General features: G+C 60.4%; 16 protein-coding genes. 6 read left to right on the top strand and 10 right to left on the bottom strand.

What is annotated here, in order from left to right; translation table 11 throughout:
• Positions 1–69 precede the first annotated feature (69 nt).
• Positions 70–1,743, bottom strand: coding sequence for a bifunctional diguanylate cyclase/phosphodiesterase (locus LOY38_RS01095; RefSeq protein WP_258698496.1), 1,674 nt, complete (start codon positions 1,741–1,743; stop codon positions 70–72).
• Between the two features lie 261 nt (positions 1,744–2,004).
• Between LOY38_RS01095 and rep the strand changes: the two genes are divergently transcribed.
• Both rep and LOY38_RS01085 read left to right on the top strand, forming a co-directional pair.
• Complete coding sequence (gene rep / locus LOY38_RS01090; protein ID WP_095052389.1) at positions 2,005–4,014, top strand: DNA helicase Rep; 2,010 nt, start codon at positions 2,005–2,007, stop codon at positions 4,012–4,014.
• 58 nt (positions 4,015–4,072) lie between these two features.
• Entirely contained in the window at positions 4,073–4,645 is a 573-nt protein-coding gene (locus LOY38_RS01085) for a xanthine phosphoribosyltransferase (protein WP_007934646.1), read from the top strand.
• A gap of 127 nt (positions 4,646–4,772) precedes the next feature.
• Here LOY38_RS01085 and LOY38_RS01080 read toward each other — a convergent pair whose 3' ends face one another.
• The 6 genes from LOY38_RS01080 to dadA all read right to left on the bottom strand — a co-directional run bounded on the left by LOY38_RS01080 (position 4,773) and on the right by dadA (position 10,905).
• Entirely contained in the window at positions 4,773–6,695 is a 1,923-nt protein-coding gene (locus tag LOY38_RS01080; RefSeq protein WP_258698495.1) for an acetyl-CoA hydrolase/transferase C-terminal domain-containing protein, read from the bottom strand.
• Positions 6,696–6,828: 133 nt separating this feature from the next.
• Entirely contained in the window at positions 6,829–7,245 is a 417-nt protein-coding gene (locus LOY38_RS01075; protein WP_258698494.1) for a cytochrome c5 family protein, read from the bottom strand.
• A gap of 182 nt (positions 7,246–7,427) precedes the next feature.
• Positions 7,428–7,976, bottom strand: coding sequence for a cupin domain-containing protein (locus LOY38_RS01070; RefSeq protein WP_258698493.1), 549 nt, complete (start codon positions 7,974–7,976; stop codon positions 7,428–7,430).
• A 128-nt stretch (positions 7,977–8,104) separates the two neighbouring features.
• Complete coding sequence (gene alr, locus LOY38_RS01065) at positions 8,105–9,178, bottom strand: alanine racemase (RefSeq protein WP_258698492.1); 1,074 nt, start codon at positions 9,176–9,178, stop codon at positions 8,105–8,107.
• A 97-nt stretch (positions 9,179–9,275) separates the two neighbouring features.
• The gene (locus LOY38_RS01060) at positions 9,276–9,629 is read right to left on the bottom strand and encodes a RidA family protein (protein ID WP_123357430.1); all 354 of its coding nucleotides are present in this window, start codon (positions 9,627–9,629) and stop codon (positions 9,276–9,278) included.
• Positions 9,601–10,905: a D-amino acid dehydrogenase gene (gene dadA, locus LOY38_RS01055; protein WP_258698491.1), complete on the bottom strand. Its 1,305-nt coding sequence runs from the start codon at positions 10,903–10,905 to the stop codon at positions 9,601–9,603. Before dadA ends, LOY38_RS01060 begins: the two co-directional genes overlap by 29 nt.
• 156 nt (positions 10,906–11,061) lie before the next feature.
• On the opposite strand from dadA, the gene LOY38_RS01050 reads away from it, so the two are divergent.
• Positions 11,062–11,550 carry an Lrp/AsnC ligand binding domain-containing protein gene (locus LOY38_RS01050; RefSeq protein WP_123403812.1) on the top strand — a complete coding sequence of 163 codons (489 nt, stop codon included), beginning with the start codon at positions 11,062–11,064 and terminating at the stop codon, positions 11,548–11,550.
• 126 nt (positions 11,551–11,676) lie between these two features.
• Here the strand turns inward: LOY38_RS01050 and LOY38_RS01045 are convergent, their stop codons facing one another.
• Entirely contained in the window at positions 11,677–12,030 is a 354-nt protein-coding gene (locus LOY38_RS01045) for a YkgJ family cysteine cluster protein (protein WP_258698490.1), read from the bottom strand.
• A gap of 147 nt (positions 12,031–12,177) precedes the next feature.
• Here LOY38_RS01045 and LOY38_RS01040 point away from each other — a divergent pair, with 147 nt between their 5' ends.
• A complete protein-coding gene (locus LOY38_RS01040; protein ID WP_258698489.1) occupies positions 12,178–13,491 on the top strand; it encodes an FAD-binding oxidoreductase in 1,314 nt (437 codons plus the stop codon).
• Between the two features lie 127 nt (positions 13,492–13,618).
• Here LOY38_RS01040 and LOY38_RS01035 read toward each other — a convergent pair whose 3' ends face one another.
• Positions 13,619–13,864, bottom strand: coding sequence for a DUF1127 domain-containing protein (locus LOY38_RS01035; RefSeq protein WP_258698488.1), 246 nt, complete (start codon positions 13,862–13,864; stop codon positions 13,619–13,621).
• Positions 13,865–14,044: 180 nt separating this feature from the next.
• Between LOY38_RS01035 and LOY38_RS01030 the strand changes: the two genes are divergently transcribed.
• Positions 14,045–15,466, top strand: coding sequence for a PLP-dependent aminotransferase family protein (locus LOY38_RS01030; RefSeq protein WP_258698487.1), 1,422 nt, complete (start codon positions 14,045–14,047; stop codon positions 15,464–15,466).
• Positions 15,467–15,524: 58 nt separating this feature from the next.
• Entirely contained in the window at positions 15,525–17,090 is a 1,566-nt protein-coding gene (locus tag LOY38_RS01025) for a phospholipase D family protein (protein WP_258698486.1), read from the top strand.
• Between the two features lie 29 nt (positions 17,091–17,119).
• Here the strand turns inward: LOY38_RS01025 and LOY38_RS01020 are convergent, their stop codons facing one another.
• On the bottom strand, positions 17,120–18,265 hold the full coding sequence (locus LOY38_RS01020; RefSeq protein WP_258698485.1) for an MFS transporter: 1,146 nt from the start codon (positions 18,263–18,265) through the stop codon (positions 17,120–17,122).
• Position 18,266 lies beyond the last annotated feature (1 nt).

Below are 18,266 nucleotides of genomic sequence, written 5' to 3'. Positions count from 1 at the left end.
GTCGACTGATACTCCGCTATCGCGAGCAAGCTCGCTCCCACAGGTTTTGTGCCAACTGAAAAGTCGTGGTCAGCTCACGATTTCCAGCACCGGCTGCTGACTGCTGCCAAAGGCCAGATACTCCACCAACTCGGCCAACGGCAACGGCTTGCTGATCAGATACCCCTGCACCTGATCGCAACCAAACCCGCGCAACAAATCCAGCTGCTCCGGCGTTTCCACACCTTCGGCGACCACTTCGAGGTTGAGGTTGTGCGCCAGGTTGATCATCGCGTGCACCAGTTTGCGATTCTCTTCCCGCTCTTCCATGCCACCGACAAAGCTCTTGTCGACCTTTAACAACGCAATCGGCAGGCTGTTGAGGTGCACGAACGAAGAGAACCCGGTGCCGAAATCGTCCAGCGAGAAGCGCACGCCGAGGCGCCCGAGAGCGTCCATGGTCTGCTTGACCAGATCGCTGCGGCGCATCACGGCGGTTTCGGTCAGTTCGAATTCCAGCCATTGCGCCTCGACGCCACGCTCGGCAATCAGCCGGCTCAGGGTCGACAACAGTTGGCTGTCCTGAAACTGCCGGAACGACAGGTTGATCGCCATGTGCAGCGCCGGCAGCCCCCGTTCGCGCAACGCCTGCATGTCCCGCAGGGCCCGGGAAATCACCCAGTACCCCAGCGGCACGATCAAGCCGCTTTGCTCGGCCAGCGGCACGAATTCGCTAGGGGGTAGCAAGCCGCGTTCGCCATGACGCCAGCGCACCAAGGCTTCGAGGCCGACAATCTGGCCGTCTTCAAGGTTCAGGCGAGGCTGGTAATGCAGCTCCAGCTCATCGCGGCGCAAGGCCCGGCGCAGCTCGCTTTCGAGGTCCGCGATGCTGCGGGCATTGCGATTGATCCGTTCGTTGAAGATGTGAAAGGTGCAACCTTGGGTGCTTTTGGCCTGCTGCATAGCGATGTGCGCATGCCACATCAGCGGGTCGGCACCGGCCTGGGCTCGAGCATGGGCAACGCCGAGGCTGGAACCGATCAACAAGCTTTCGCCGTCGACCCAGTACGGCTCCGACAGGACTTCTATGATCCGTTCGGCCATCCATTCGGCGCGCTGAGGGGCGCGGCGGGTGTCGATCAGCAGGGCGAATTCATCGCTGCCCAGCCGCGCCAATTGATCGCTGGCCTCCAGCTGGCTTTTCAGACGCGCGACCACTTGCAAGATCAACCGGTCGCCGGCCTGATGGCCGAGGGCGTCGTTGGCATGGCGAAAGTTGTCGAGGTCGAGGTGACCGAGGGCCAGGCCACGGCCGTCGTTTTCCGCCAGACGCGCCGCCAGCAAGGTCTGGAAACCCTGACGGTTGGCGATGCCGGTCAACGGGTCTTGTTCGGCCAGGCGCTGCAACGTGTTTTCCAGCACACCGCGCTCACGCACATGACGCAAGCAGCGACGCAGCATGCCGGGGTCCAGCAGATCGCGCACCAGCCAGTCGCTCACACCGTCGGGCGGCAGCAGCGGCTCGTGTTCGAGCAGCAGCACCGTCGGCAGGCTGCAACGGCCAGGTGCCGGCTGGAGAGCAGGAATCGTCAATAACACCGCGCAGCGGTTGTCATCGAACAGGCTGCTGACAGACTCCCAGCTCGGCGCGCAGATCAGCACCGCCGCACTCCCCATCGGAGCCAGACACTCGCGCAACAACGCTGCCCACGCCGGCTCTTCGGCCAGTAGCAGCAAACGCAAGGGTTCGACAGGCGTAGACAAGCTATCTCCCTAGACTCTGCAATGATGTAGGCGGCGGGCATTATGCCGCGCTGATATCCAATGACAAAATGACATCGGTTATCAAACACGTTTTGTGTCTTGAATACGAACATTAGACGCAAACTCACCGCGCATCCTGCGTGAAAGTTGCTAAACCGGCAAATGAAGATGGTGTGTTGCGTCACAAGTCGGAGAGAGCAGCACAATTCGCTGAGCCTGTTAAAATGCCGGCCCATTTCGCTAACGACTCCCTGATTTCGTATGTCCCGACTCAATCCCCGGCAGCAAGAAGCCGTGAGCTACGTCGGCGGCCCTCTTTTGGTGCTCGCCGGCGCAGGCTCCGGCAAGACCAGCGTGATCACGCGCAAAATTGCGCACCTGATCCAGAGCTGCGGCATCCGCGCCCAGTACATCGTCGCCATGACCTTTACCAACAAGGCCGCGCGGGAGATGAAGGAACGGGTCGGCACCCTGCTCAAAGGCGGCGAAGGCCGTGGCCTGACCGTGTGTACCTTCCACAACCTGGGCCTGAACATCATCCGCAAGGAACACGTGCGGCTGGGCTATAAACCGGGCTTCTCGATCTTCGACGAGACCGACGTCAAAGCCTTGATGACCGACATCATGCAGAAGGAATACTCGGGCGACGACGGCGTCGACGAGATCAAGAACATGATCGGCGCCTGGAAAAACGACCTGATCCTGCCGCCCGAAGCCCTGGAAAACGCGCGCAACCCCAAGGAACAGACCGCCGCCATCGTCTATACCCACTACCAGCGTACGCTCAAGGCGTTCAACGCGGTGGACTTCGACGACCTGATCCTGTTGCCGGTAAAACTGTTCCAGGAACACGACGACATCCTGGAAAAATGGCAGAACAAGGTCCGCTACCTGTTGGTGGACGAATACCAGGACACCAACGCCAGCCAGTATTTGCTGGTGAAACTGCTGATCGGCAAACGCAACCAGTTCACCGTGGTGGGCGACGACGACCAGTCGATCTATGCCTGGCGCGGCGCCCGCCCGGAAAACCTGATGCTGCTCAAGGACGATTATCCGTCCCTGAAAGTGGTGATGCTGGAGCAGAACTACCGCTCCACCAGCCGCATCCTGCGCTGCGCCAACGTGCTGATTTCCAACAACCCGCACGAATTCGAGAAGCAGCTGTGGAGTGAGATGGGCCATGGCGACGAAATCCGCGTGATCCGTTGCCGCAACGAAGACGCCGAAGCCGAGCGCGTGGCCGTGGAAATCCTTAGCCTGCACTTGCGCACCGACCGGCCTTACAGTGATTTCGCGATTCTGTATCGCGGCAACTACCAGGCCAAGCTGATCGAGCTGAAGTTGCAGCATCACCAGGTGCCTTACCGACTCTCTGGCGGCAACAGCTTTTTCGGACGTCAGGAAGTGAAAGACCTGATGGCCTACTTCCGGCTGATCGTGAACCCGGACGACGACAACGCCTTCCTGCGGGTGATCAACGTCCCACGCCGGGAGATCGGTTCGACCACGCTTGAGAAGCTGGGCAACTACGCCACTGAGCGAAAAATCTCGATGTACGCCGCCACCGACGAAATCGGCTTGGGCGAGCATCTGGACACGCGCTTCACCGATCGCCTGTCGCGGTTCAAGCGTTTCATGGACAAGGTCCGCGAGCAGTGCGCCGGAGAAGACCCGATCTCCGCCCTGCGCAGCATGGTCATGGACATCGATTACGAAAACTGGCTGCGCACCAACAGCTCCAGCGACAAGGCCGCCGATTACCGCATGGGTAACGTCTGGTTCCTGATCGAGGCGCTAAAGAACACGCTGGAGAAAGACGAAGAAGGCGAGATGACCGTCGAGGACGCGATCGGCAAACTCGTGCTGCGCGACATGCTGGAACGTCAGCAGGAAGAGGAAGACGGCGCCGAAGGTGTGCAGATGATGACCTTGCACGCCTCCAAGGGTCTGGAATTCCCCTACGTATTTATCATGGGCATGGAAGAGGAAATTCTCCCGCACCGCTCCAGCATCGAAGCCGACACCATCGAAGAGGAACGCCGCCTGGCCTACGTCGGAATTACCCGAGCGCGTCAGACGCTGGCGTTCACCTTCGCCGCCAAGCGTAAGCAATACGGCGAGATCATCGACTGTGCGCCCAGCCGCTTCCTCGATGAACTGCCGCCGGACGATCTGGCCTGGGAAGGCAACGATGACACCCCGACCGAAGTCAAAGCCGTTCGGGGCAACAGCGCATTGGCGGATATACGCGCAATGTTAAAGCGCTAGAATCGAACACTTTTCATAAGAGCTTAGGGGCGCACAAGGCGCCGAAGAGGAAAGCTTCATGGAAGCACTGCACAAGAAAATTCGCGAAGAAGGCATCGTGCTTTCCGACCAGGTCCTGAAAGTCGACGCCTTTCTGAACCACCAGATCGACCCGGCCCTGATGAAGCTGATCGGCGACGAATTCGCCACGCTGTTCAAGGACTCGGGCATCACCAAGATCGTCACCATTGAAGCCTCGGGCATCGCCCCGGCGATCATGACTGGCCTGAACCTTGGCGTGCCGGTGATTTTCGCCCGCAAGCATCAGTCCCTGACCCTGACTGAAAACCTGCTGTCGGCGACCGTTTACTCGTTCACCAAGCAAACCGAAAGCACCGTGGCGATCTCCCCGCGCCACCTGACCAGCAGCGACCGCGTGCTGATCATCGACGACTTTTTGGCCAACGGTAAGGCGTCGCAAGCGCTGATTTCGATCATCAAACAGGCCGGCGCGACCGTGGCCGGTTTGGGGATTGTGATCGAGAAGTCGTTCCAGGGTGGTCGTGCGGAATTGGATGCCCAGGGTTATCGGGTTGAATCGTTGGCGCGGGTGCAGTCCCTGAAGGATGGCGTTGTAACCTTCATCGAATAAACCAGCTGCATCACCGAACCTGTGGGAGCGGGCTTGCCCGCGATGAGGTCATCACATTCAACATTGATGTTGGCTGTTCCACCGCCATCGCGGGCAAGCCCGCTCCCACAGGTTTTTGTGGTGGCTGTTACTGCACGGTGGCTTTGAGGCCGGTGAGCAGTAGCCGCTGAAACAAGTCCTCTTTCAATCCTTCGGGGTGGGTCAGCTGCATCCGCTCCAGATGCATGGGAAATTCCGAAGGCTCTGGTGCATCCAGCGCAGCCTTGCCCAGCTCCAGAATTTCCGGGAGCTTGAACTTGCTCTTCAACCAGTTCAGCGCCCGCAATAAGTCCCGCTCCTCAGCTGTGAAATCGCAGCCCAGTGGATACTCCGGAAACAAATTCGAATGCCGTGCCTGGATGGCCTGCAAACGCTGTGGGCTGTTGTCGGCGAAACGCGGATCGAGGCGGAAATGCTTCGGCAATTTGCCAATGTTTTGCGCCTGCTCGATCAGCCCCAACTGGAAACGTGAGTCGCTGATGTTCAGCAACGCCTCGATCACCGCTGCGTCGGTCTTGCCCCGCAAATCAGCGATGCCGTACTCGGTGACGACGATGTCTCGCAGATGCCGTGGGATCGTGCAGTGACCGTATTCCCAGACGAAGTTCGAACTGACTTCACCGCCCGACTCGCGCCAACTGCGCAGCAGCAGGATCGAGCGCGCGCCTTCCAGCGCATGGCCCTGGGCTACAAAGTTGTACTGCCCGCCGACACCGCTCAGCACTCGCCCGTCTTCAAGCTGATCGGCCACGCCGGCACCGAGCAGGGTCATGGTGAAGACGGTGTTGATGAAGCGCGCATCGAGGCGCTGCAAGCGTTTGAGTTCTTCCTGACCGTAGAGCTCGTTGATGTAGCTGATGCGGGTCATGTTGAATTCAAGCAGCTTACTCTGCGGTAGCTCGCGCAAGCGCTCGTAATAACTGCGCGGCCCGAGAAAAAACCCGCCATGCACCGAGATGCCGTCAGTCTGTGCGGCCTCGTCCAGCGTCCCGTCATTCGCCTGCTGCTGGGTCGGCACGTCCGGGTAAACCTTGCGCCGCACGATCCCGGCATCCGCCAACACCAGCAAGCCGTTGACGAACATTTCGCTGCAACCATAAAGGCCCTTGGCGAACGGTTCGATGCCCCCTTCGCGCTCAATCAGTTGCGCCCACTGGCTGAGATCCAGGTCCGCCAGCAGCGCCTTGTAACCGTCACTGTCAGCCTGCCGCGCCAGCAACGCCGCCGTCAGGGCATCGCCCATGGCACCGATGCCAATCTGCAAGGTGCCGCCATCGCGCACCAACGTGCTGGCGTGCAGCCCAATGAAATGGTCCTGAAAACCCACCGGCATGTTCGGTGTGGAGAACAGCGTGGTGTTGTCCTTCGCGTCGATCAGCAGGTCGAAGGTGTCGATGCCGATTTCCGCGTCCCCCGGCATGTACGGCAAATCGTTATGCACCTGGCCCACCATCAGGATCGTCTCCCCCGCCGCCCGGCGTTTGGCGATCATCGGCAACAGGTCGAGGGTGATGTCCGGGTTGCAGCTCAGGCTCAGACGATCGGGATGCTCGACATGGCTGGCCACCAGTTGCGCCACCAGGTTCAAACCGGCGGCGTTGATATCCCGTGCGGCGTGGCTGTAATTGCTGCTGACGTAATCCTGCTGGGCCGCTGCGCTGTTAAGCAGGCTGCCCGGCTGCATGAAAAACTGATGAACGTGGATGTTGCCCGGCAGGCTGTCGCGATGCAGATCAGCGAGGAAATCCAGCTCCGGGTAATCGCCGAACACCCGCTCGATGAAGGGTTCGAGGAAGCGCTTTTGCAAGCCATCGCCCAGTGGCGGGCGTCCGAGGCACAGGGCGGTGTAGACCGTCAGCTGCCGCTCGGGCAGTTGCGCGACGCGTTGATACAGCGCGTTGACAAAGTGGTTGGGTTTGCCCAGCCCCAGTGGCAGGCCCATGTGGATGTGCGCCGGCAACCGCGCCAGGACGTCATCGACCGCCCGCTCGATAGAACACAACTGCACCATCTGCTCCTCCCGCCCGTTCCATGAATTGGGGTTGGATCGAGCTTGCCGGGTCTTTGCGGCAATGAACAGTGTCGCAGAGCAAATCGCGGGCACAAAAAAGCCGCTCGAAAGCGGCTTTTCGTTGAAGACGTGCTTATTTCAGGCCAGACATCTTCTGGATGGCGCCTTCAAGGTCTTTCAGTTCGCAGTCACTGCATGTGCCTTTTGGCGGCATCGCATTGAGCCCGCTCAATGCTACCTTCGCCAAGCCAGCAGCGGTGCCGCCTTCTTTATCGGCGCGTTTTTTCCAGTCTGCGGCATCACCGATTTTGGGTGCGCCCAACAGGCCGGTGCCATGACAAGCATTGCAGTGTTTGGCAATGATTTCGTCGGGAGTTTTCGCTGCACCGCCACCAACCGAAGCAGCGACTTCCATCCCCTTGCACTCTTTACCCTGCACACAAACCTGGCCAACGGGCTCAAGACGTTTAGCAATATCGTCGTTGGTCGCTGCTTGTGCGCTGACTGCCCATAGGGCCAATACGGTTGCTGGTACGGCCAGCATTTTCATAATTAGGTTCACGCGTACACCCTCAATGGTGGCTAGTCACGCCTACGGCCACGGTTCGCAGGCGGGCGCAAGTATAGCGGTAAGCCCGTCACACTGAAACAACCCCAAAGTCGGAGGGGTCTTGTCGTGGGACGGATATACAGCATGGGCGTCTCCGCAATCCGGGCAGGACGCCTCTTCTCTTAGAAATTCGCTGGCGTGGCTGCGCTGATTAGTCGCGCCGGGGCATCGAACGGGTTACGGAAGCGGTGCGGCTTGGTACTTTCAAAGTAGTAGCTATCGCCGGCTTCGAGCACAAATGTTTCGAGGCCGACCACCAGTTCCAGCCGACCTTCCACCAGAATCCCGGTTTCCTCGCCCTCATGGGTGAGCATCTCGTCACCGGTGTCGGCGCCTGGCGGGTAGATTTCGTTGAGGAACGCGATAGCCCGGCTCGGGTGGGCCCGACCGACCAGTTTCATGGTCACTGCGCCATCGGAAATATCGATCAGTTCGTGGGCTTTGTAGACGATCTGAGTCGGTTTTTCCTCCAGGATTTCTTCGGAAAAGAACTCGACCATGGACATGGGAATTCCGCCCAGCACCTTCCTCAGCGAACTGATCGAGGGGCTGACGCTGTTTTTCTCGATCATCGAAATGGTGCTGTTGGTGACGCCCGCGCGTTTGGCGAGTTCACGCTGGGAAAGACCTTTGAGCTTACGGATCGATTGCAGTCGTTCACCGACGTCCAATGCTTGCGCCTCCAGGGATTCAGGTTGCAGGAATAATGAGCGTTATCATGGCGACAGCGTTCAGTATTTACAACACTTGGGCCGGAATCCTGTTTGGCGAAACGACTTTCGGTCGGGAACGTTTTTCGTCAGGCCCCGGAATAGAGCAGCGGCACTCGACGCAGGTTGCAGAAGATCTGGTAAGGAATCGTGCCCGCGGCCGTCGCGACGTCACTGGCGAGGATATTTTTACCCCACAACTCGACGGGCGAACCGAGGCCGGCTTGCGGCACGTCGGTCAAGTCGATGCAGAGCATGTCCATCGATACCCGGCCCAACAGCTGACTGCGCTGCCCGGCCACCAGCACCGGCGTGCCGCTCGGTGCCTGGCGCGGATAACCGTCGGCATAACCCATTGCCACCACGCCCACGCGCATCGGCTTGGGGGTGACGAATTTCGCGCCGTAACCAATTGGCTCGCCGGCGGGTAGTTCGCGTACGCAAATCACTTTCGACGCCAGGGTCATCACCGGTTGCAGGCGGGACGCCACGACATTGGCTTCTTCGAACGGCGTTGCACCGTAGAGCATGATGCCTGGGCGCACCCAATCGCTTGGAATCTGCGGCCAACCGAGCACCGCCGGCGAGTTACGCAGGCTGATTTCGGCCGACAAACCCTGACGCGCCGCCTCGAACACCGCGACCTGCTCGGCGCTGGTCTGGCAGTGCAGCTCATCGGCGCGGGCGAAGTGACTCATCAGCACGATCTTCGCCACTTTGCCGCTGGCCAGCAGCCGTTGATAGGCCGCCTGGTAATCCGCCGGGTGCAGGCCAACGCGATGCATGCCCGAGTCGAGCTTGAGCCAGACCGTGATCGGTTTGCTCAGCGCGGCTTTTTCGATGGCTTCGAGCTGCCACAGCGAATGCACCACGCACCAGAAGTCATGTTCGACGATCAGCGACAGTTCTTCGGCTTCGAAAAAACCTTCCAGCAACAATACCGGCGCTCGAATGCCGGCGGCGCGCAGTTCCAGAGCCTCTTCAATGCATGCCACGGCGAACCCGTCCGCCTCGGCTTCCAGCGCCTGGGCGCAGCGCACCGCGCCATGGCCATAGGCATCGGCCTTGATCACGGCGAGGGCCTTGGCCCCCGTGACTTCACGGGCGATCCGGTAGTTGTGACGCAAGGCTTGAAGGTCGATCAGGGCACGGGCAGGACGCATGGCGGCAGACTTCTAGTCGGTCATTTGAAAAAAACCGGCGCTGGCTGACAGCGTGAACCGCCAACAGCGCCGGGAGAGGGATCTTTCTGGCTTGGCGTTATGGCAGCGCGGCAACAACCGACAGCTCGACCAGGATTTGCGGTTCGCACAGCTTCGATTCGACCGTCGCGCGGGCCGGGGCAACGCCTTTTGGCAGCCACTGGTCCCACACCGCGTTCATGCCTTCGAAGTGCGCGTCTATGTCTTTCAGGTAAATCGTCACCGACAGCAGACGGTTCTTGTCGGTTCCGGCCAGATCCAGCAAACGCTCGATGTTGGCGAGGGTTTCACGGGTCTGCTGTTCAATCCCGGCGCTCATGTCATCGCCGACCTGCCCTGCCAGATACACGGTACTGTTGTGGACAACGATCTGGCTCATACGCTCATTGGTGAGCTGGCGCTGGATTGACATGTTTTGCAGACTCCTGAAGTTTGTTGCCATAACGGGAAATATCGAGACCTTCGGCGCTGATCTGCGGCGTCCTTTTCGCCATCAGGTCGGCCAGCAAACGACCGGAACCACAGGCCATGGTCCAGCCGAGCGTGCCATGCCCCGTGTTCAAGAACAGGTTCTTGAACGGCGTAGCGCCGACAATCGGCGTGCCGTCCGGAGTGGTCGGACGCAGGCCGGTCCAGAAACTCGCCTGGGCCAGATCGCCGCCCTGAGGATAAAGGTCGTTGACGATCATCTCCAGGGTTTCACGCCGGCGCGGGTTCAACGACAGGTCAAAGCCGGCGATTTCCGCCATGCCGCCGACGCGGATGCGGTTGTCGAAACGGGTGATCGCGACCTTGTAGGTTTCGTCGAGAATGGTCGACGTCGGGGCCATCGCCGGGTTGATGATTGGCACGGTCAGCGAGTAACCCTTGAGCGGATACACCGGAGCCCTGATGCCCAGCGGCTTGAGCAGTTGCGGCGAGTAGCTGCCCAGCGCCAGCACGTAACGGTCGGCGGTTTCCAGCTTGCCGTCGATCCATACGCCGTTGATGCGATCACCGGCGAAGTCGAGGCGCTGAATGTCCTGGCCGAAACGGAATTCCACACCCAGTTTCGTGGCCATTTCGGCCAGGCGGGTGGTGAAAATCTGGCAGTCGCCGGTCTGGTCGTTCGGCAGGCGCAACGCACCAGCGAGGATGTCGGTGACACTGGCCAGGGCCGGTTCGACCCGGGCAATGCCGGCGCGGTCGAGCAGTTCGAACGGCACACCGGACTCTTGCAGCACGGCGATGTCTTTGGCGGCGCCATCAAGCTGCGCCTGGGTGCGGAACAGCTGAGTAGTACCGAGGCTGCGGCCTTCGTAGGCAATGCCGGTTTCGGCGCGCAATTCGTCGAGGCAGTCACGGCTGTACTCGGACAGGCGCACCATGCGCTCCTTGTTCACCGCGTAACGGCTGGCGGTGCAGTTGCGCAGCATCTGCGCCATCCATAGGTATTGGTCGATGTCGGCGGTGGCCTTGATCGCCAATGGCGCGTGACGCTGCAACAGCCACTTGATGGCTTTGAGCGGTACGCCCGGCGCGGCCCACGGCGAGGCATAACCCGGCGAAACCTGCCCGGCGTTGGCGAAACTGGTTTCCATGGCCGCTGCTGGCTGACGGTCAACCACCGTCACCTCAAAGCCGGCCCGTGCCAGATAATAGGCACTGGCGGTACCGATGACGCCGCTACCCAAGACCAGAACGCGCATTTTCATATCCCTCATCGCGGCTTACCGCTGACGTGTATTGTGCAGACCGAAGATGTGGGCAGTTTAAAAAAGATTAGCCAGTGCTTTTCACTATATAAGTGCTTATATTTGGCGACAATTCTCGGCAAAAACCCTTTTCACGGAGGCGCATCCCCTATGCGTACCAACACTCAGACCAAACGTGAGCTGGACAAGATCGACCGCAACATCCTGCGGATCCTGCAAGCGGACGGGCGCATCTCCTTCACCGAACTGGGGGAAAAGGTCGGCCTCTCCACCACACCCTGCACTGAACGGGTACGGCGACTGGAGCGCGAAGGGATCATCATGAGCTACAACGCTCGCCTGAATCCGCAGCACTTGAAGGGTAGCCTGCTGGTGTTCGTCGAGATAAGTCTCGACTATAAATCCGGCGATACTTTCGAAGAGTTCCGACGCGCGGTGCTGAAACTGCCCCACGTTTTGGAATGCCATTTGGTGTCAGGGGACTTCGACTATCTGGTTAAAGCGCGGATCTCCGAGATGGCCTCGTACCGCAAACTGCTGGGCGACATTCTGCTCAAGCTGCCGCATGTACGGGAATCCAAGAGCTACATCGTGATGGAAGAAGTGAAAGAGAGCTTGAGCCTGCCGATTCCGGATTGAGGCTTTGTGGTGCATGTTCGGGCCCCATCGCGGGCAAGCCCCGCTCCCACAGGTGTTGCGCCGATCTTGTGGGAGCGGGGCTTGCCCGCGATGGGGTCGACTCGGTGACTCTAATTCACGCAACAGTCAGACCAACACCTGTCGGGTAGAAGCCATGTACTCATGAATCTGCTGCTCGACCCGCGGATGTATCAGTTCCACCGGCCGCCGCCCGTTGGGGCACGGCAGGGTCTTGGTGGTACCGAACAGCCGACAGATCAGCGGTCGCTCGTCATACACCGTGCAGCCGTTGGGTCCCAGGTGGACGCAATTGAGCTCGTCCATCGCGGCATCCTGCTCGGCCCGGGTTTTGCGCGGCAGGCGGGACATTTCTTCGGGCGAGGTGGTCACCGGGCCACAGCAGTCATGACACCCGGGCACGCACTCGAACGTGGGGATCTGCTGGCGCAGCGTACGAATTTTCTGACTGTTGCAACTCATCGAAGCCGTGACCGAATGCGGAATAGACCGGGATTCTGACGTAAAAGCTCCGATCCAGACAGCGCCAACCGACCAATGTTGCCCGCGTCCGAAGGGGCGGCTTATGCTCCGTCAACTTTTTCAAACACACGCCTCTGGATGACGCACATGAACGCCTCCGCTCAGCAACCTGCCCCGAGCCACCGGCACGCGGCCTCTTATTACGCCGCCAGCAGCCTGCCGCAACCCGATCTTGCGGTGCTCACAGGTGAGTGGGTCGCGGACGTGTGTGTAGTGGGCGGTGGGTTTTCGGGGCTGAACACCGCGCTCGAACTGGCCGAACGTGGCTTCAACGTGGTGCTGCTGGAAGCGCACAAGATCGGTTGGGGCGCCAGCGGACGCAATGGCGGGCAATTGATTCGCGGCGTCGGCCATGGCCTCGATCAGTTCGCCAACGTGATTGGCGTCGAGGGTGTGCGCCAGATGAAATTGATGGGGCTGGAGGCGGTGGAAATCGTCCGACAGCGGATCGAGCGTTTTCAGATCCCTTGCGACCTGACCTGGGGCTACTGCGACCTCGCCAACAAAGCTCGTGACCTGGAAGGCTTCGCCGAAGACGCCATCGAGCTGCGCAGCCTCGGTTACCGTTACGAAACCCGTCTGCTGCAAGCCAACGAAATGCACAGCGTGGTGGGTTCCGACCGCTACGTCGGCGGCTTGATCGACATGGGCTCCGGGCATCTGCACCCACTGAACCTGGCACTGGGCGAAGCCGCCGCCGCCCGGCAATTGGGCGCGAAGCTGTTCGAACAGTCGGCGGTGACCCGTATCGATTACGGCCCCGAGGTCAAGGTCCATACCGCCCAGGGCACGGTTCGCGCCAAGACGCTGGTGCTGGGCTGTAACGCCTACCTCAACGATCTCAACCCGCAACTCGGCGGCAAGGTGCTGCCGGCCGGCAGTTACATCATTGCCACCGAACCCTTGAGCGAAAGACAGGCCCACGCACTGCTACCGCAGAACATGGCGGTCTGCGATCAACGAGTGGCGCTGGATTACTACCGACTCTCGGCGGACCGACGTTTGCTGTTCGGCGGCGCCTGCCATTATTCAGGACGCGACCCGAAGGACATCGCCGCGTACATGCGGCCGAAGATGCTGGAGGTGTTCCCGCAACTGGCCGGGGTGAAGATCGACTATCAATGGGGCGGGATGATCGGCATCGGCGCCAATCGCCTGCCACAGATCGGTCGGCTCAAGGAGCAGCCGAATGTGTATTACGCCCAGGCCTATTCCGGTCATGGTGTAAACGCCACACACCTGGCGGGCAAGTTGTTGACTGAAGCCATCAGCGGCCAACAGAGCGGTGGGTTCGACCTGTTTGCCAAAGTGCCGCACATCACCTTCCCGGGCGGCCAGCATTTGCGTTCGCCGTTGCTGGCGTTGGGGATGCTTTGGCATCGTCTTAAAGAGTGGGCCTGACGGATTTTCGGTGCCAGTGCCGACGCCTTCGCGAGCAAGCCCCACATTTGACCGCGTTCTATCCAACAACCCGGTTTAGTGTGGGAGCGGGCTTGCTCGCGAATCGATTTAATGAGCGCAGCAATGCTCAGATCCGCCAAAAGGGTTTAAGCCCCTCCTCCCGCGCCTGCTCCAGACTCAATCCGACATCCTTGAGTTGCGCCGGTGTCAGCTCCAGCAATGCCTTGCGCGTGTGCAGACGATGCCAGAACAGACCCCAGCGACCCAGGAAGGACGGTGCGTTGCGCATGACCGCCTCGCGTGCGCCGTTCTTTTGCCCTGCCGCCAGTTCCTGACTGTGTAACGTCAGCCGCACATCGCTCAAGCCGTTCATTTTTCGTCGCTCCTGTTTACTTGGGTAGCCAGAGCTTTCATGATGCGCGGACGGATAAAAGCATTACAGATTCAAAGAGCCTGTATTAATTCCATACAGTTTTTCCGTTTCGGCCTCTGAATCACTTATTTTTGCCAAATCTGTACTGGTTAACCGAGTCCCCCATACCGAGACTGAGCTATGACCCTATACGTCAACCTTGCCGAGTTGCTCGGCACACGTATCGAACAGGGCTTTTATCGCCCCGGCGACCGGCTACCGTCGGTGCGGGCGCTGAGTGTCGAACACGGGGTCAGCCTGAGCACGGTGCAGCAGGCCTATCGCGTGCTGGAAGACGTGGGCCTGGCGATGCCCAAACCCAAATCCGGCTACTTCGTGCCCGTGGGCCGCGAGCTACCGGAGCTGCCAGTGGTTGGTCGCCCCGCCCAACGCCCGGTGGATATTTCGCAATGGGATCAGGTGCTGGAACTGATCCGCGCGGTGCCACGCAAGGATGTCGTGCAACTGGGCCGTGGCATGCCGGACATCACCACGCCGACCATGAAGCCTCTGCTACGCAACCTGGCGCGAATCAGCCGTCGGCAGGACATGCCCGGCCTGTATTACGACAACATCTGCGGCACCCTCGAACTGCGCGAACAGATCGCTCGCCTGCTGCTCGATTCCGGTTGCCAGTTGAGCGCCAACGATCTGGTGATCACCACCGGTTGCCACGAAGCGCTGTCCACCAGCATCCGCGCTATCTGCGAGCCGGGGGATATCGTGGCCGTGGACTCACCGAGCTTTCACGGCGCCATGCAGACGCTCAAGGGCCTGGGCATGAAAGCCCTGGAAATCCCCACCGACCCGCTCACCGGCATCAGCCTCGATGCTTTGGAACTGGCGTTGGAGCAATGGCCGATCAAGGTCATACAGTTGACCCCCAACTGCAATAACCCGTTGGGCTACATCATGCCGGAGTCGCGCAAACGTGCGTTGTTGACGCTGGCACAGCGCTTCGACGTGGCGATTATCGAGGACGATGTGTATGGCGAACTGGCCTACACCTACCCACGCCCGCGCACGATCAAATCCTTCGACGAAGACGGCCGCGTCCTGCTGTGCAGTTCATTTTCCAAGACCCTGGCACCAGGCCTGCGCATTGGCTGGGTCGCACCGGGCCGTTATCTGGAACGAGTGCTGCACATGAAATACATCAGCACCGGCTCCACTGCGCCGCAACCGCAAATTGCGATTGCCGAGTTTCTCAAGGCAGGGCTTTTCGAACCGCATTTGCGGCGGATGCGTACGCAATACCAGCGCAATCGCGACTTGATGATCGATTGGGTCACCCGCTATTTCCCCACAGGCACCCGCGCCAGTCGTCCGCAAGGCAGCTTCATGCTGTGGGTCGAACTGCCAGAGGGTTTCGACACCCTGAAACTCAATCGTGCGCTGCATGATCAAGGCGTACAAATTGCCGTCGGCAGTATCTTTTCCGCCTCGGGCAAATACCGCAATTGCCTGCGTATGAACTACGCTGCCAAGCCCACACCGCAAATCGAAGAAGCCGTGCGCAAGGTCGGCGCCGCGGCGATCAAGCTGCTGGCGGAGACCGACTGACCTTTCTTCGGGAACCAGCGTCCATATACTAACAACGGCCGCCACCGGAACATTACCCGTGAGAATCAGACAGCCCCTGCTTGCTCTTCTGTTCCTCGCCTCGTTCCTGGGTGGCTGCGCGACGCCCCACATCCCTCGCGAACCAAGTCAGGCCCTGCCGGCGGCTACTTCTGCGTTCGGCCGTTCGATCCAGGCCCAGGCCGCTCCCCACCAGGGCCAATCGGGCTTTCGCTTGCTCTCCGACAGCACCGAGGCCTTCACCGCTCGCGCCGAGCTGATTCGCAACGCCCAAAGCAGCCTCGATTTGCAGTACTACATCGTCCATGACGGCATCAGCACACGGATACTGGTAAGCGAGTTGCTCAAAGCCGTCGACCGTGGCGTGCGGGTGCGGATTTTGCTCGACGACACCGCCAGCGATGGCCTGGACCGGATCATCGCAACCCTTGCCGCGCATCCACAGATTCAGATCCGCGTGTTCAACCCGCTGCACCTGGGTCGCAGCACCGGCGTCACGCGAGCCATGGGCCGATTGTTCAACGTGTCGCTGCAACACCGACGCATGCACAACAAACTGTGGTTGGCGGACAACAGCGCGGCGATCGTTGGCGGGCGTAACCTGGGGGACGAGTATTTCGATGCCGAGCCCAAGCTGAATTTCACCGACATCGACATGCTCAGCGTCGGCCCGGTTGCAGAACAGCTGGGGCACAGCTTCGATCAGTACTGGAACAGCGCCCTGAGCAAGCCGATCGAACAGTTTCTCTCGAGCAAGCCGACAACCAGGGACCTGAAAAATACCCGGACCCGACTGGACGAGTCCCTGGAGGAAACGCGCAAACAGAATCACGCGCTCTATCAACAGTTGATGACCTACGCCACTCACCCGCGCCTGGACGTCTGGCGTCGGGAGCTGATCTGGGCCTGGAACAAGGCGCTGTGGGACGCACCGAGCAAGGTGCTGTCCAACGGCGAGCCTGATCCGCACTTGCTGCTGAGCACCCAGTTGGCGCCCGAACTCAATGGAGTCAGCAAAGAGCTGATCATGATCTCGGCCTACTTCGTACCTGGCCCACCGGGGCTGGTGTACCTGACCGGGCGCGCCGATGCCGGGGTGTCGGTAAGCATGCTGACCAACTCACTGGAAGCCACCGACGTACCGGCGGTGCATGGCGGGTACGCGCCGTATCGCAAGACGATGCTGGAGCATGGCGTGCAGTTATTCGAATTGCGCGGCCAGCCCGGTGAAGGCGGCAGTGCGCCGCATCTCTTTCACAGCAAGTCTTATCGCGGTTCCGGTTCCAGCCTGCACAGCAAGGCGATCATCTTCGACCGGCAGAAAGCCTTCATCGGCTCATTCAATTTCGACCCGCGCTCGGTGCTGTGGAACACCGAAGTCGGGGTGCTGGTGGACAGCCCGGAACTCGCCGGGCGTGTGCGCGAACTGGCACTGGAGGGTATGGCGCCTGCCCTCAGCTATCAGGCACGGCTGGAAAAAGGTCAGATGGTCTGGGTCACCGAAGATGACGGCAAACAGCACACATTGACCGAGGAGCCGGGGAGTTGGTGGCGACACTTCAATTCGTGGCTCAGCAGTACGGTCGGCCTGGAGAAGATGCTCTAGACCCTGTGGCGAGGGGGCTTGCGCAGCGCTCAGGCCGGTTCGGCAACCGTGCCAAACGCCCCTTGCCGCGACACCAGAATCACCAACCCCAACGCACCCGCCGCCATCAGCAACGGCAAGGCATGCCCGCTGATCCACTGGCTCCCGGCACCAGCCGCCAACGGCCCGATCAGGCAACCAACCCCCCATAGCTGTGCGATATGGGCATTGGCCCGCACCAAGGCATCGTCGCGGTAACGCTCGCCGATCAGAATCAGCGACAAGGTGAACAAACCGCCGGCACTGGCACCGAACAACACCCAGAGTGGCCAGATCAACAGCGTATCGATCAACAACGGAATCGCCAGACTCGACAGCAGCAAGAGCATCGCGCAGCCGGTGAACAATGCACGCCTCGACAAGCGATCAGCCAGTGCGCCAATCGGCAATTGCAGCAAGGCATCACCCACCACCACGGTGCTGACCATCGCCAGGGCGATTTCCGTGGTGAACCCCTGACGCAGGCAATAGACCGGCAACAAGGTCAGGATCATCGCTTCGAACGCGGCGAACAGCGACACCGCCCAGGCAATTGCCGGCAGGCCACGGCAGAAATTCAGCAGGTCGCTCAAGGTCACGCCGCAGGCTTCGCTGGTGGGTGCGCCGCTGCGGCCCAGCAGCAGGAGCGGTGAAGTCATCAGCAAACCGACGCCGACCCAGAAGCCATAATCGTGCTCGGTGCCCAACGCACCCAACAATAACGGCCCGGCCAGCTGGCTCAGCGCATAGCTACTGCCATACAGCGCCACCAGTCGCCCGCGCCATTGTTCCACTACCAGCTGATTGATCCAGCTTTCGCCGAGGATGAAGACAAGGGTCAGGATCACCCCGATCATCAACCGCAGCACCAGCCAGATCGGGTAGCTCGGCCACAGCGCCAGCAAGCCGATGGATACCGCCCCGGCCCACAGGCACAGGCGCATCAGATTGGCCGTGCCGAGACGGGCCGCGAGGTGGCTGGAGATTTTCGCCCCCAGCAATACGCCAATAGCCGGCATCGCCGCCATCACACCAATGGCAAACGAGCCATAACCCCAGCCTTCCAGGCGCAGCGATACCAACGGCATGCTGACACCCAGGGCCAGGCCGACACTCAAGACAGACGCCAAAACGGCGAAATACGTCGCCCAACGCATG

It is taken from the genome of Pseudomonas sp. B21-015 (assembly GCF_024749285.1).
Classification (GTDB): domain Bacteria; phylum Pseudomonadota; class Gammaproteobacteria; order Pseudomonadales; family Pseudomonadaceae; genus Aquipseudomonas.
This window is presented reverse-complemented; position numbering and strand designations above follow the sequence as displayed.

What these genes read in the sequence shown, in the direction of transcription:
- LOY38_RS01085 (WP_007934646.1), top strand. Translation starts at nt 4,073, where the DNA reads ATGGAAGCACTGCACAAGAAAATTCGCGAAGAAGGCATCGTGCTTTCC.
- LOY38_RS01050 (WP_123403812.1), top strand. Translation starts at nt 11,062, where the DNA reads ATGCGTACCAACACTCAGACCAAACGTGAGCTGGACAAGATCGACCGC.
- rep (WP_095052389.1), top strand. Translation starts at nt 2,005, where the DNA reads ATGTCCCGACTCAATCCCCGGCAGCAAGAAGCCGTGAGCTACGTCGGC.
- LOY38_RS01075 (WP_258698494.1), bottom strand. Translation starts at nt 7,245, where the DNA reads ATGAAAATGCTGGCCGTACCAGCAACCGTATTGGCCCTATGGGCAGTC.
- LOY38_RS01040 (WP_258698489.1), top strand. Translation starts at nt 12,178, where the DNA reads ATGAACGCCTCCGCTCAGCAACCTGCCCCGAGCCACCGGCACGCGGCC.
- dadA (WP_258698491.1), bottom strand. Translation starts at nt 10,905, where the DNA reads ATGCGCGTTCTGGTCTTGGGTAGCGGCGTCATCGGTACCGCCAGTGCC.
- LOY38_RS01060 (WP_123357430.1), bottom strand. Translation starts at nt 9,629, where the DNA reads ATGTCAATCCAGCGCCAGCTCACCAATGAGCGTATGAGCCAGATCGTT.
- LOY38_RS01020 (WP_258698485.1), bottom strand. Translation starts at nt 18,265, where the DNA reads ATGCGTTGGGCGACGTATTTCGCCGTTTTGGCGTCTGTCTTGAGTGTC.
- LOY38_RS01030 (WP_258698487.1), top strand. Translation starts at nt 14,045, where the DNA reads ATGACCCTATACGTCAACCTTGCCGAGTTGCTCGGCACACGTATCGAA.
- LOY38_RS01035 (WP_258698488.1), bottom strand. Translation starts at nt 13,864, where the DNA reads ATGAACGGCTTGAGCGATGTGCGGCTGACGTTACACAGTCAGGAACTG.
- LOY38_RS01045 (WP_258698490.1), bottom strand. Translation starts at nt 12,030, where the DNA reads ATGAGTTGCAACAGTCAGAAAATTCGTACGCTGCGCCAGCAGATCCCC.
- LOY38_RS01080 (WP_258698495.1), bottom strand. Translation starts at nt 6,695, where the DNA reads ATGGTGCAGTTGTGTTCTATCGAGCGGGCGGTCGATGACGTCCTGGCG.
- alr (WP_258698492.1), bottom strand. Translation starts at nt 9,178, where the DNA reads ATGCGTCCTGCCCGTGCCCTGATCGACCTTCAAGCCTTGCGTCACAAC.